Origin of the sequence: Leifsonia shinshuensis, assembly GCF_031456835.1 — a bacterium.
Classification (GTDB): Bacteria; Actinomycetota; Actinomycetes; order Actinomycetales; family Microbacteriaceae; genus Leifsonia; species Leifsonia shinshuensis_C.
The window spans coordinates 915,905-927,915 of record NZ_JAVDVK010000001.1; the positions used below are offsets into that span (position 1 = coordinate 915,905).

The window sequence follows — 12,011 nt, forward strand, 5'->3', positions numbered from 1 at the left end:
CTTGGATCACCGGCGCGCTGCCTCCGCCTCCCGGTACGCCGCGATTAGCGCCGGCGCGCCCTGCGTCCACGCCGGGCCGTGCCCCGGGATGACGAAGTCGACATCCAGCCCGGCCAGCTTCTCCAGCGACGCCGACGACCCCGCCTGGTCGTCCGTGAACGGCGCCGGCTGGGGGCCGGTCTCGCCGGTGAGAACGCTGCGGGTGGTCAGCTCGTCGCCCACGAACACCGCCCGGACGGCGGGCACGTGGATGGCCACACTGCCCGGCGAATGACCGGGCATCCCGATGATCTCGGGCGCTCCCGGCAGAGGGAGCACATCCCCGTCGTTCACCGCCACGACCTCCTTGACCGGCGGCATCTTCACGCCGCCCTTGCGGATCGAGTAGGCGAAGAAACCGATCACCGGGCCGATCCGGCGCCGGTCCTTGGGCGGCGACGGGGGCTTCTCCCCCATGGCCCGCGCCGCGTCACCGGAGCCCACGTACACCGGGATGCCGAGCTCCGACCGCAGGCGCTCGGCGAAGCCGGTGTGGTCGCTGTCGCCGTGGGTGAGCACGATGCCCTTGATGTCGCTGAGCGGCCGCCCGAGTGCCGCCAGCTCCCGGGTCAGGTCGGCGTAGTGTCCCGGCAGGCCCGTGTCGATGAGGGTCATCCCCTCGTCGGTGACGATGAGGTGCACGGCGATGATGTCGTTGCCGATGCGGCGAAGTCCCGGTGCGAGTTCCATGATGGCTATGCTAGTTAGCTATGAGCAGGAGATGCAAGCATGCCGACCCCCGATAAGACCTCCCGCGATGCGATCGTCGCCGCAGGGCGCGAGCTCCTCGAGACCGGCGGCCTCGACGGCCTGACCATGCAGGCGGTCGCCGAGCGTGTGGGAGTGCGGGCGCCATCCCTCTACAAGAGGGTGCGCGACCGTCGTGAGCTTCTGGCGCTCGTCGTCGCCGCGACCCTGGACGACCTGACCGCGCGCCTCGAAGACACGCGTGGCGAGCCGGACCCGGCACGTCGGCTCGCGGCGCAGGCGGATGCGCTCCGCGATTTCGCGCACGAGCGTCCGGCCGGCTTCGGACTGGTCTTCGCCGTGCACAGCGCACCCCGACCGGACCCGGACGCCGTCGCGCGCAGCGCCACTCCCCTGCTCGACGCCGTCACCGAGCTGGCCGGTCCGGATCACGCCCTGGACGCGGCCCGCCTGCTCACCGCGTGGGCCAACGGGTTCATCACCATGGAACTCGGCGGGCTGTTCGGCCTCGGCGGCGACGTCGACGAGGCCTGGCGTTGGGGCCTCGAACGCATCATCTCCGCCGTCACCCGCTGACTCAGCGGCGTGCAGGCGGCGCCTCGGGATGGACGACGTAGACATGGAGCAACCGCCCCTCGGCGGCGAATCCGTGCCGCTCGTAGACGGGCACCGCACGCGGACTGGAGTGCACGGTCACGCGCTCCAAACCGAGCTCGCGGGCCCTCTCGACGACCGCGTCGATCAGCCGTCCGCCGACGCCGGCGTTGCGCAGCTCCGGCACGACGTACGCGCATTGCAGGTCGCCCGACGACCGGTCGAACGCCCGCGCGCTCGGCACCCGGTCGACGCGAGCCAGCCACATCATCCCGACCACCGCGCCATCCGCCACGGCCACCAGGCACTCGTGGCGGTCACGGTGCTGTGCCGCCCACTCCGCGAAACGCGCGGCGAACTCCTCCCGCGAGTCGAGCGCTTCTCCCCCGAACTCGGTGACCGAATCCCATCGCAGACCGCCGACGGCCTCCCACTCGTCCGGGTTCGCCGCCCGGATCTCGATCTCTCCCATGCCGCCACCCTACGAGGGCACCGCCACCGCACCCGGGAAACGAGGACGGGGCCAGCCGCGGAGGCCGGCCCCGTCTGAAGGAATATCAGGCGTGGGTGGTTTTGCGCGTTCGGCGGATCAGTCGGTTTCCTCCGAAGCCGGCGACCAGGAGCGCACCAGCTGCAGCAAGACCGGGCCACACCGGCAGCGGGGCCACGTCGAAAGTCACCGGCGTACCGGTGAGAGCGCCGACGGTCTGCGTGATCGACAGGGGCGAAGAAGTGCCCCTCGGGACCGGCACCGACCAGGCACCATCGACGCCGGCGATCTTGGTGCCCACCAGATCGCCGGCCGCATCCTTGACGGTCACGGCCGCACCCGGCTCCGCAGTACCCGTCAGCGGCACGCTCCCCGAACCATCCGCCTGACCCGCACCCGACACGACCAGCGGCGCAACAGAACCGACCGGGATTACCGCTGCAGCGCCGGCCGCAGTGGTGACACCGGGCAGCGGCGAGTAAGTAGCGGAAGCGGTTCCGACGACGAGGCCCGTGGACACGACGGCGTAGGTGTCCGTCCACTGCGAGCCGTCGCGCTGGGCGGAAAACGACTTGAGAGCCGTGCGCGTGCGCGTCACTGTTCCGCCGTCGTTCGAGATGGCGCAGGTACCTTCGAGAGTGGAGGAGATCGTTCTGAAGCTGTCGCAAGCGGTCGTCGCGAACTTCAGGCCCTCAGGCAGCCTCAACACCCACGTCTCCGCGTCTCCCACGTCTACCGTGACGGACCCTGCCGGCGTCCCGTCACCAGAGTTGAAGCTGAGTGTCCCGGCGGTGCCGATGACCGAGAAGTCTGTCGCCGGTGAATTCGGGGTGACCTGCAGGTTGGTAATGCCTGTGTTGTTGTGGCCGGTGGCTGCATTTGCCGCGCCAGCGATGCCAAAAGTGAGTCCCGCGGTTGCGAGCGCGAATGCGGCTGCAGCGATCAACGTGCGGCCGTTGCCGCGGTTCAAAGCGTTCATCAATTCATCCCTTTCAGGGGCTAGGGAATCGGTCACAAGTGATGACCGATTGAGGGGGGTGTCAGGCGTGGGTGGTGTTGCGCGTTCGGCGGATGAGTCTGCTTCCTCCGAAGCCGGCGACCAGGAGCGCACCAGCTGCCGCGAGACCGGGCCACACCGGCAGCGCGGCCACGTCGAAAGTCACCGGCGAACCGGTGAGAGCACCGACGGTCTGCGTGATCGACAAGGGCGAAGAAGTGCCGCTCGGGACCGGCACCGACCAGGCACCATCGACGCCGACGATCTTGGTGCCCACCAGATCGCCGGCCGCATCCTTGACGGTCACGGTCGCACCCGGCTCCGCAGTGCCCGTCAGCGGAACGCTCCCCGAACCATCCGCCTGACCCGCACCCGACACGACCAGCGGCGCAACGGAACCGACCGGGATCGCTGAGAGCGTGAGGGGACCATGGCTCGTGGTCCCCGTTGGCGCCGCGAGTGATACGGTCACCGCCCCACTAACGAGCCCGGTTGATGTGACCGGATAGGACGCAGTACTCGGAGCCGTGGTAGCAGGAATCGTGACCGGCTGGGTGTACACCGTCCGGGACGTGCGGGTCCGGCCGTCCTCCGAAACTGTGCAGTAGTACTTCGTCGATGCCGTCTCGCTGTCCTTACATGAACCAGAGAACACGAGGCCTTCCGGCAACGTGATCGTCCGAGAATCTTCGCCGCCCACTTGGTAAGTGAACGTCGAACCGGGCGAAGTGACACCGTCCCACTGCTCGAACGTGAGAGTGCCGGTTGTCCCAGGGACCGAGAAGTCCGTAGCAGGAGCCTTGGGAGTCAGTCTGATGTCGCTGAGGGCGCGGCCGTCGCTGTCGGTGGTCACAGCTGCATTTGCCGCGCCAGCGATGCCAAAAGTGAGTCCGGCGGTTGCGAGAGCGAGCGCGCCACCGGCGAGCAGCTTGCGGCCGTGGCCTGCTGAGGATGAGTTCACGATGGAGTTCCTTTCGGGTGAGTGGTCCTCCTTTCAGAGACTCAGCGACGGCGAACTCGTGACGCTCTTGCACTTACTGGCCTGGACTGTCGGCTCTCTCACTCGACATGACCGCCTGAATGCGACTCCCGACCCACCGCAGAACACCTCCTGACACCGCGCGTCCGGAGCGCTAATGTCAGCACCAACCGCCACACTGGCGGCCGCCACTGCGAAGGGATGAAGCAATGAGCGTGAACGACCCCACCGACCCGATGCTGCACGAGTTCTCCCTGGACGCCCGTCAGATGACGCGCTCCGCCATCAACGCCATCCGCACCGCGCTCGGCATCAGTGGCGCCATCGGCGTGATCCTCGGCATCGTGCTGCTGTTCTGGCCCGAGAAGACCATCGCCGTGCTCGCGGTCTTCCTCGGCATCTACTTCCTGGTCGCCGGCATCCTGCGTCTCGGCGTCGGGATCTTCAGCCGCGGGATGCGCGGGGGCGCGCGTGCGCTCAACATCATCCTCGGCGTGCTGCTCATCTTCGTCGGGATCGTGGCGCTCAAGAACGTCTCCGCCGCAGCGGTCACGCTGGTGATCTTCACCGTCGCGTTCATCGGCGTCGGCTGGATCATCGAGGGCGTCATGGCGCTGGCCGAAGCCGGCCGCTCCGCTTCCGCGGGCTGGTCGATCACGTTCGGCATCCTGAGCATCCTCGCGGGCATCGTGGTGCTCGTCCTGCCGGTCTCGTCGGCCGCGTTCCTGCTGCTGTTCGCGGCGATCGCGCTGATCGTCCTCGGCGTCATCGGGATCGTCCGCGCCTTCACCTTCGGCCGCGACGTCCTCAAGGCCACGGACACGACCCCGGCTGCACCGCGCGTCGCCTGACCGCGCGCACGACACGGAACGGCCCCGCTCGGGATGCGAGCGGGGCCGTTCGTCGTTCAGCGGTGGTTGCTGCGGCTGGGCAGATGCTCCGCCCACCAGTCGAGGATGATGTCGAAGCGCTCCCGGCGGTGCCGCGGCCGTCCGCTGCGGCTGAGCTCGTGGTCCTCACCGGGGAAGACGACCAGCTCCGTCTCCACGCCGCGCCGCTTCAGCGCCGCGTAGTAGCGCTCGGCCTGGCTGAGCGGGCAGCGCAGGTCGCTCGACGAGTGCAGCACGAGCGTCGGCGTCCGCACCCGGTCGACGACCGCCTGCGGGCTCTGCGACCGCATCAGCTCGGGGTCGGTGCCGGTGTACTCGTCGCCGAAGAAGCTGCCGATGTCGCTCGTCCCGACGAAGGCGTCCGGGTCGAGGAACCCGCGTTCGACGATCGCCGCGGCGAAGCGGTGGTCGTGCGCGATCGTCCACGCCGTCAGATAGCCGCCGTACGAGCCGCCCATGATGCCGACGCGTTCCCGGTCGAGACCGGGCGTCTCGGCGATGGCGCCGTCGAGGAAGTCCAGCACGTCGGCCAGGTCGACCGTGCCCATCCGCTGGCGGATGACGCGACCGTGCTCCTGCCCGTAGCCCGCGGCTCCGCGCGGGTTGCACATCACGACCGCGTAGCCCGCGGCGACGTAGACCTGCGCCTCGTCGAACAGGGCGCCGGTGTAGGACGCGTACGGGCCGCCGTGGATGTTGAGAAGCACCGGATGCGGACCCTCGCCTTCCGGCGTGAGCACCCACCCGTGCACCGGGTAGCCGTCGCGGCCGGTCACCGTGAGTTCGACGGGCTCGACGATGCCGGTCGCGCGAAGCGGAGCCGACAGGTCGGTCAGCCGGTGAAGGCCGCCCGCGTCCACGACGGCGACGTCGCCGGAGGTCCGGGCGTCGGCGAACGACACGACGACGGTCTCGCCCGCGACGCCGGCGCCGCCGACGACGGTGCGCTCGTCCGTCAGGTCGCGGCTCTCCCCCGCCGCGTCGACCTCGACCAGCACGAGGGCTCCGCGACGACGGTCCTGCACCAGCACGGCGTCGTCGCGGACCGGGACGATCGACGACTCGGTCAGGTCGACCGGCTCCGGATCCGTGAGCCGCCGTGGCGTCTCGCCGTCGGCCTCGATCACGTACAGCGCCGTGTTCTTGGCGACGAAGTCGCGGCCGCTCTCGCCCACATCCTGAGCCGTGAAGAAGAGCGTGCCACCCGGAGCGAAGCGGGCGTCCACCATGCTGTACGAACCGTGCGGCCCGGTGAGGTCGCGCGCGTCCCCGCCCTCCACCGGAACGGTGAAGACGTTCGATCGCAGGTCGACGTCGCGGCTCGCGTGGCGTGCCGAGATGAAGGCGATCCTCCGCCCGTCGGGCGAGAACGAGATCGAGCCGTCGTCCCACGGACCGTCGGTCAGCTGACGCGGCTCGGCCACGGCGGGCGCCGGGTCCGAGGACCCGTCCGGCCGTGGCGCCGGGGCGGGCGACGGCGCCGCCCAGACGTCGGGCACGGACACGACGAACACGTGCGCCCGCCGGTCGATCGTGTAGCCGACGCCGTTCGCCTGATACTTGAGCGACTGGATGCGCCGCGCGGGCTCCCCGTTCGGGTCGATGCCCTCCACGGTGCCGTAGCGGCCCTGCTCCGGCTCGCGGCTGACGAACGCCAACGTGCGGCCGTCGGGCGACCAGTCGAACTCGGTCACGCCGAGCTTGCGGTCCGTGACCGCGACGGGCTCCCCGCCGGCCGCGTCGACCACGAAGAGCTGCGGCGGGCGTTTCGGCTCGGCCCGGAGGAAGGCGAGCAGCCGCCCGTCCGGGGAGAACCGCGGCGCGGTGTCGCGGAAGCCGCGCGTCAGGAGCTTCGGGGCGGCGTGACCGCCGAGCGGGATGGTCCACAGCTGACCGACCGTCGCGTCGGCGCTCAGCGAGGGATGCGTTACGGCGACGACGGCCCGGCCCCCTCCGGGGTGGACCGTCGGGGTCGAGACGCCGACCAGCAGGTCGAGATCGGCGGCCTTCATTCGGCGATCGGGGTGAAGCTCGACACGTCGCCGACGAGGCGGGTGTGATCGACGGGGATCGGGTCGATCACGGCCGCGGCGACCTCGGCCGCGAACTCGCTGACGTTGTACAGGCGTCCGGCCGCCTCCTTGCGGGCGTCGATCGCGCCCGGGTTGAGCCGGTTGAGGAGCGTGGCGGTGATGGTGCCCTCGATCATGTCGCCCGACACGACCACGAACTCCACACCCTTCTCCTCGAGCTGCGGGAGCAGCGCGCGCAGCGCGTCCTCACCCGCACGCTTGCTCAGCGCGACGGCCTCGTACTCCGGCATCGTCGGCGTCGTCTGGATGAAGTGCGCCTGGTGGCTGGTCACGAAGACGACCCGGGCGCCCTCGCCGAGCAGCGGGAGGGCCGCGGTCAGGGTGTTGACCTGCGCGTCGCGGTTCAGCTGCATCGCGTAGTCCTCGGCCATGCCGGACTCCATGCCGCCGGACGCGTTGAGTACGAGCACGTCGAGGCCGCCCCAGGCGTCCGAGACGGACCGGAACATGGCCGCAACCGACTCCTGATCGGTCAGGTCCGCGCCGATCGCGATCGCGGTGCCGCCGTTCGCGACGATGGAGTCGACGAGCTTGATCGCGCGCGCCTCCTTGTTGCGGTAGTTGATCACCACGCTCGCGCCCGCCTCCGCGAGGTACTGCGCGGTGTCGGCTCCGATACCGCGCGACGAGCCGGTGACGAGGGCGCGCTTGCCCGTCAGCGAACCAGGGGGAAGGGGGTTTGCCACGAATACTCCTCGGCGTCGATGTCTGCATCCTGAGACTACCAAGTGGGTCGGATCCGTCGCCGTTGCGTCCTGGTACGGTCATACCAAGCAGTGAAAGGGGGACGCCATGGACATCGCATCCTTCGCCTGGATCGTGTGGCTGGTCCTCATCCTCGTGTTCGTCATCATCGAGATGCTGAGCCTCGATTTCGTCTTCCTCATGATGGCCATCGGCAGTCTCGGCGGGCTCCTCTCCGGTCTGTTCGGAGCGCCCTGGTGGCTGCAACTGATCATCGCCGCCGTGCTGTCCGTCGTGCTGATCTTCTTCATCCGGCCGCCCCTCCTCCATGCGCTGAAGCGCGGCGGAGACCCGGCGAAGAGCAACGTCGACCGGCTGATCGGGATGGGCGGCGTCGTCGTCTCCACCGTCACCCGCGCCACGGGCCTCGTGAAGCTGCAGGTCGGCGAGACGTGGACCGCGCGGCTCGACTCCCCGGACGGCTCCCGAACCGAGCTCGTGCCGGGCGAGCAGGTCGTCGTGGTCTCGATCGAGGGGGCCACCGCCGTCGTCGCCCCCGCACCGGTCTCCGCTGGAACCGACGGCATTACCGAGAGGATCGCGCCGTGACCGATTCGACCCAGCTCGTCGTGACCATCGTCGTGAGCGTTATCGTCCTGATCATCGCGATCTTCGTGCTGGTCACGCTGTTCCGGGCGATCCGCATCATCCCGCAGGCCCGCGCTGGAGTGGTGGAGCGGCTCGGCCGGTACCACAAGACGCTCATGCCGGGGCTCAACGTGGTCGTGCCGTTCATCGACAAGGTCCGCCCGCTCATCGACATGCGCGAGCAGGTGGTCTCGTTCCCGCCGCAGCCGGTGATCACCGAGGACAACCTGGTCGTCTCGATCGACACGGTCGTCTACTTCCAGGTCAACGACGCGCGCGCCGCGACCTACGAGATCGCCAACTACCTCGGCGCCGTCGAGCAGCTCACCACCACCACGCTCCGCAACGTGGTCGGCGGGCTGAACCTCGAAGAGGCGCTGACGAGCCGCGACAACATCAACGGACAGCTGCGCGTTGTCCTCGACGAAGCCACCGGCAAGTGGGGCATCCGGGTGGCGCGCGTCGAGCTCAAGGCGATCGAGCCGCCCCTCTCCATCCAGGACTCGATGGAGAAGCAGATGCGCGCCGAGCGGGACCGCCGTGCCGTGATCCTGACCGCCGAGGGCACCAAGCAGTCCGAGATCCTGAACGCGGAAGGTCTGCGGCAGGCGGCGATCCTGAAGGCGGAGGGCGACGCGAAGGCCGCCGTGCTGCGCGCCGAGGGCGAGGCGCAGGCCATCACCACGGTGTTCGGGGCCATCCACAAGGGGAATCCGGACAACCTCCTGCTCGCCTACCAGTACCTCCAGACGCTTCCGAAGCTCGCCGACGGCCCCGCGAACAAGCTGTGGATCATCCCGAGCGAGCTCACCGAGGCCCTGAAGGGCATCGGCACCGCGTTCGCGCCCGGTACCGCGCCTACGGCCGGTGCGCCAGCGGCGGCGACCGCGCCGACCGCGCCGACGGCGGACGCCGCGCCCATCGCACCGACGGAATCGCCCGCTCCCCCGCCCGCATCGTGAGCTTCCTCGACGGCAGGCCGCCGCGCGTCATCGCGCATCGCGGCCTGGCACTCGACGCGCCGGAGAACACGCTCCTGGCGTTCCTCCGCGCGCTCAACGCGGGCGCGACGCACCTCGAGACGGACATCCACGCGTCCGCCGACGGCGTCGCGGTCATCGCCCACGACCCGGACCTCTCCCGGGTCGCCGGACGCGACGTCCAGGTTGCGCAGCTGACGCTCTCCGAGCTCCGCCGCATCGATCTCGGTCACGGCCAGAGCTTCTGCTCGCTCGCCGAGGCGCTCGAGGCGTTCCCCGCCGCGCGCTTCAACATCGACGTCAAGGATGCGCGCGCAGCCGCCTCCGCGGTGGAGGCGATCCGCGCGGCCCGCGCCACCGACCGCGTGCTCATCACCAGCTTCGCCGCCGACCGGCGGAAGGCCGTCGCCGCCCAGCTGCCCGGCGTCGCCTGCTCCCCCGCCGTCTCCGAGTTCCTGCCGGTGATCGCAGGCGCCAAGCTCGGCCTCTCGGCCCTCGTGCGCCGCTCGCTCGCCCCGTTCGCCGCGGTCCAGGTGCCCGAGCGGCGCGGACCTCTGCGCATCGTGACCCCGCGGACGGTGGAGCGCATCCATGCCGCTGGAGCAGAGGTGCACGTGTGGACGGTGAACGAGCCCGGCGACATGATCCGCCTGCTCGACGCCGGCGTCGACGGCATCGTGACCGACCGCTGCGACGTTCTCCGCCGGGTGGTCGACGCCCGCCGCTGAACGCGCCGCCGCGGCGCCGGTGACTCTGTGAGGGCACTGGGAGAAACGGCGCCCCGGAAAGATAATCCCCAGCTTGACGGTTTATAACTGTGAGGATTCGCGCACAGAGGAGAGACCACACAATGGCAGATCGAAGCTTGCGCGGTATGAGACTCGGCGCCCAGAGCTTACAGAGCGAAGAAGGCGTCGTCTACTCTCCGCGTTCCCGTTACACCTACCTGTGTTCTGCGTGCGGCAAGGACACCGAGGTGGTGTTCTCGGCCGAGGCCGAGGCCCCCGACACCTGGGAGTGCAAGCACTGCGGGCATGAGGCCCTTCTGCTCGTCGGTGACACCCCCGTCGAGGTCGACCACTCGGACGTCAAGACGCCGCGCAGCCACTGGGACATGCTGCTCGAGCGCCGCACCCGCGCCGAACTGGAGGAGCTCCTCGAGGAGCGCCTGCAGTACCTGCGGGCGCGCCGGGGAACCAGCGAGCACAAGCACAGCGCCTGACATCAGCAGGCGGAGGCCGTTCTCACCGTCGAGGTGAGGACGGCCTTTTCATGTCCGCTGCGCGCCGCGGCTCCTGCAGCGGAACGAGAGGCAGCAGTGCCGGGTTCCGTCGGCCCACGAACGCGGCGAACAGCCCGAACAGGCCCAGCCCCGCGACCAGGAACTCGATCCCCCGGCTGAGGAGCGTCGCCGGTGTGGTCGTCGTCCCGAGAGGCACGTCCGCGACCATGTGACCAGGCTTGAACGGCGCGATAGAGCTGATCGTGCTCCCGTCCGGCCCGATGATCTGGCTGCTGCCGACCGTGGAGATGTTGACCAGCGACCGGCCGGACTCGATCGCCCGCAGCCGGGCGATGGCGAGCTGCTGCTGGTTCTCATCCGTCTCACCGAAGTCGGCGTTGTTCGTCTGCGCCAGGATCACCTGCGCTCCCCCGCGCATCATGTCGGTCAGCAGCTGGTCGTCCACGATGTCGAAGCAGATCGAGATGCCCGCGCGCACACCTCCCACGTCGAACACGTTGTCCCGGGTCCCCGGCGTGTAGTCGCGGCCGATCAGGTCGATCAGCGACGGCGCGAACGGCCGCCAGAAGGCCCGGTCCGGCACGTACTCCCCGAACGGCACCGGGTGCTTCTTGTCGTAGTAGTCGACGGCGCCGCGCCCGGCCTCCCACTGCAGCGACGTGTTGTACAGCTTGTCGTCGCGCTGCGTGATCGTGCCGACGATGAACGGCGCCTTGTAGAGCCGCCCGAGCGCATCCAGAGCCTCCGCCGTCTGGGGATCGCGGGTGGGATCCGGCAGCGCGGACCCCTCCGGCCACACGACCATGTCGACGCGGTTCGCGCCGGTGCGCTCCTTCGCCGGGATCTGCAGAGTCTCGGTGACCTGCGTGTCGAAGACGGCGCCCTCCGGCGCGTTGTCGAAGTACCCGGCGGGGCCGTTCCCCTGCACCGCCGCGATCCGCGTGGTCCCGTGCGTCGTCGCCGGCCAGGCGGGCACCGCGAAGACCAGTGCGACCGCGATCCCGGCGAGCAGGGCGCGGGATGCCGAGCCCACCTCCACGGTGAAGGGCGACTCCACCAGGAGGGCGACCAGCCACACCATCACGAAGCTGACGCCCGAGATCCCCAGCCACGCGACCATCGGCGCGAGCGGGCTGGTCGACTGCGACTCGGCGACGCGCCCCCACGAGAAGCCGCCGTACGGCCACGTGCCGGTCACGAACTCCCGCAGCACCCAGAGGCCGCCGATCACCACCGGCAGCAGGCCGAGCCGCCCGAGCAGCGTGGGGAACGCCCGCGGCAGCCAGCGGTACGCGAGGGTCAGCAGGACGCCGCCCGCGCCACAGAACAGCGCCTCCAAGACCGACAGCGCGACCCAGGGCACCGGACCGAGGTAGAGGGCCGTCCAGGCGACATGCACGAGGTAGAACGAGACGCCCGCGACGAAGCCGACGAGGAAGCCCGAGCCGGCACGGCGTCCCCGCTGGGCCAGCAGCACCATGGCGATGCCGACGAACGTGAGCGGCCACACATCCTTGTCCGGGAAACCGGCGTCCAGCACAGGGCCTGCAGCCGCCGCCAGCAGCACCGCGAGCCAGAGCGGAAGCGGGGCTCGGGAGGGGGTGCGCACGAAGGGAGAGCCTAAAGCATCCGGATGTGGCGGCGGCTCAGGAACTACCGGGGCGTC

Annotated in this window: 13 protein-coding genes; 6 read left to right on the top strand and 7 right to left on the bottom strand. The window is 69.8% G+C overall.

What is annotated here, in order from left to right; translation table 11 throughout:
• Nucleotides 1-6: 6 nt before the first annotated feature.
• Nucleotides 7-729 carry an MBL fold metallo-hydrolase gene (locus tag J2W45_RS04520; RefSeq protein ID WP_310129368.1) on the bottom strand — a complete coding sequence of 241 codons (723 nt, stop codon included), beginning with the start codon at nucleotides 727-729 and terminating at the stop codon, nucleotides 7-9.
• Nucleotides 730-768: 39 nt separating this feature from the next.
• Here J2W45_RS04520 and J2W45_RS04525 point away from each other — a divergent pair, with 39 nt between their 5' ends.
• Nucleotides 769-1,323, top strand: coding sequence for a TetR/AcrR family transcriptional regulator (locus tag J2W45_RS04525; protein WP_310129370.1), 555 nt, complete (start codon nucleotides 769-771; stop codon nucleotides 1,321-1,323).
• A gap of 1 nt (nucleotide 1,324) precedes the next feature.
• Here J2W45_RS04525 and J2W45_RS04530 read toward each other — a convergent pair whose 3' ends face one another.
• From J2W45_RS04530 to J2W45_RS04540, 3 genes are all read right to left on the bottom strand, one after another.
• Complete coding sequence (locus tag J2W45_RS04530) at nucleotides 1,325-1,813, bottom strand: GNAT family N-acetyltransferase (RefSeq protein WP_310129371.1); 489 nt, start codon at nucleotides 1,811-1,813, stop codon at nucleotides 1,325-1,327.
• A gap of 85 nt (nucleotides 1,814-1,898) precedes the next feature.
• Entirely contained in the window at nucleotides 1,899-2,810 is a 912-nt protein-coding gene (locus J2W45_RS04535; RefSeq protein ID WP_310129372.1) for an Ig-like domain-containing protein, read from the bottom strand.
• A 61-nt stretch (nucleotides 2,811-2,871) separates the two neighbouring features.
• On the bottom strand, nucleotides 2,872-3,789 hold the full coding sequence (locus J2W45_RS04540) for an Ig-like domain-containing protein (RefSeq protein ID WP_310129373.1): 918 nt from the start codon (nucleotides 3,787-3,789) through the stop codon (nucleotides 2,872-2,874).
• A 227-nt stretch (nucleotides 3,790-4,016) separates the two neighbouring features.
• Here J2W45_RS04540 and J2W45_RS04545 point away from each other — a divergent pair, with 227 nt between their 5' ends.
• A complete protein-coding gene (locus J2W45_RS04545; protein ID WP_310129374.1) occupies nucleotides 4,017-4,658 on the top strand; it encodes an HdeD family acid-resistance protein in 642 nt (213 codons plus the stop codon).
• Nucleotides 4,659-4,714: 56 nt separating this feature from the next.
• Here the strand turns inward: J2W45_RS04545 and J2W45_RS04550 are convergent, their stop codons facing one another.
• Together J2W45_RS04550 and J2W45_RS04555 are read right to left on the bottom strand one after the other, a co-directional pair.
• Complete coding sequence (locus J2W45_RS04550; protein ID WP_310129377.1) at nucleotides 4,715-6,709, bottom strand: S9 family peptidase; 1,995 nt, start codon at nucleotides 6,707-6,709, stop codon at nucleotides 4,715-4,717.
• The gene (locus J2W45_RS04555) at nucleotides 6,706-7,476 is read right to left on the bottom strand and encodes an SDR family oxidoreductase (protein ID WP_310129379.1); all 771 of its coding nucleotides are present in this window, start codon (nucleotides 7,474-7,476) and stop codon (nucleotides 6,706-6,708) included. The genes J2W45_RS04550 and J2W45_RS04555 overlap by 4 nt, the downstream gene beginning before the upstream one ends.
• Nucleotides 7,477-7,582: 106 nt before the next feature.
• Here J2W45_RS04555 and J2W45_RS04560 point away from each other — a divergent pair, with 106 nt between their 5' ends.
• The 4 genes from J2W45_RS04560 to J2W45_RS04575 all read left to right on the top strand — a co-directional run bounded on the left by J2W45_RS04560 (nucleotide 7,583) and on the right by J2W45_RS04575 (nucleotide 10,324).
• Nucleotides 7,583-8,083: an NfeD family protein gene (locus J2W45_RS04560; protein ID WP_310129381.1), complete on the top strand. Its 501-nt coding sequence runs from the start codon at nucleotides 7,583-7,585 to the stop codon at nucleotides 8,081-8,083.
• Nucleotides 8,080-9,084 carry an SPFH domain-containing protein gene (locus tag J2W45_RS04565; protein WP_310129382.1) on the top strand — a complete coding sequence of 335 codons (1,005 nt, stop codon included), beginning with the start codon at nucleotides 8,080-8,082 and terminating at the stop codon, nucleotides 9,082-9,084. Before J2W45_RS04560 ends, J2W45_RS04565 begins: the two co-directional genes overlap by 4 nt.
• Complete coding sequence (locus J2W45_RS04570) at nucleotides 9,081-9,830, top strand: glycerophosphodiester phosphodiesterase family protein (protein WP_310129383.1); 750 nt, start codon at nucleotides 9,081-9,083, stop codon at nucleotides 9,828-9,830. The genes J2W45_RS04565 and J2W45_RS04570 overlap by 4 nt, the downstream gene beginning before the upstream one ends.
• Before the next feature lie 122 nt (nucleotides 9,831-9,952).
• A complete protein-coding gene (locus tag J2W45_RS04575; protein ID WP_310129385.1) occupies nucleotides 9,953-10,324 on the top strand; it encodes an RNA polymerase-binding protein RbpA in 372 nt (123 codons plus the stop codon).
• Nucleotides 10,325-10,346: 22 nt separating this feature from the next.
• Here the strand turns inward: J2W45_RS04575 and lnt are convergent, their stop codons facing one another.
• Nucleotides 10,347-11,954: an apolipoprotein N-acyltransferase gene (gene lnt / locus J2W45_RS04580; protein WP_310129386.1), complete on the bottom strand. Its 1,608-nt coding sequence runs from the start codon at nucleotides 11,952-11,954 to the stop codon at nucleotides 10,347-10,349.
• Nucleotides 11,955-12,011: the final 57 nt, after the last annotated feature.

Excerpts from the sequence above, each read along its gene's own strand:
- J2W45_RS04520 (WP_310129368.1), bottom strand. The coding sequence starts at position 729 with ATGGAACTCGCACCGGGACTTCGCCGCATCGGCAACGACATCATCGCC.
- J2W45_RS04575 (WP_310129385.1), top strand. The coding sequence starts at position 9,953 with ATGGCAGATCGAAGCTTGCGCGGTATGAGACTCGGCGCCCAGAGCTTA.
- J2W45_RS04560 (WP_310129381.1), top strand. The coding sequence starts at position 7,583 with ATGGACATCGCATCCTTCGCCTGGATCGTGTGGCTGGTCCTCATCCTC.
- J2W45_RS04545 (WP_310129374.1), top strand. The coding sequence starts at position 4,017 with ATGAGCGTGAACGACCCCACCGACCCGATGCTGCACGAGTTCTCCCTG.
- J2W45_RS04525 (WP_310129370.1), top strand. The coding sequence starts at position 769 with ATGCCGACCCCCGATAAGACCTCCCGCGATGCGATCGTCGCCGCAGGG.
- J2W45_RS04550 (WP_310129377.1), bottom strand. The coding sequence starts at position 6,709 with ATGAAGGCCGCCGATCTCGACCTGCTGGTCGGCGTCTCGACCCCGACG.
- J2W45_RS04530 (WP_310129371.1), bottom strand. The coding sequence starts at position 1,813 with ATGGGAGAGATCGAGATCCGGGCGGCGAACCCGGACGAGTGGGAGGCC.
- J2W45_RS04535 (WP_310129372.1), bottom strand. The coding sequence starts at position 2,810 with ATGAACGCTTTGAACCGCGGCAACGGCCGCACGTTGATCGCTGCAGCC.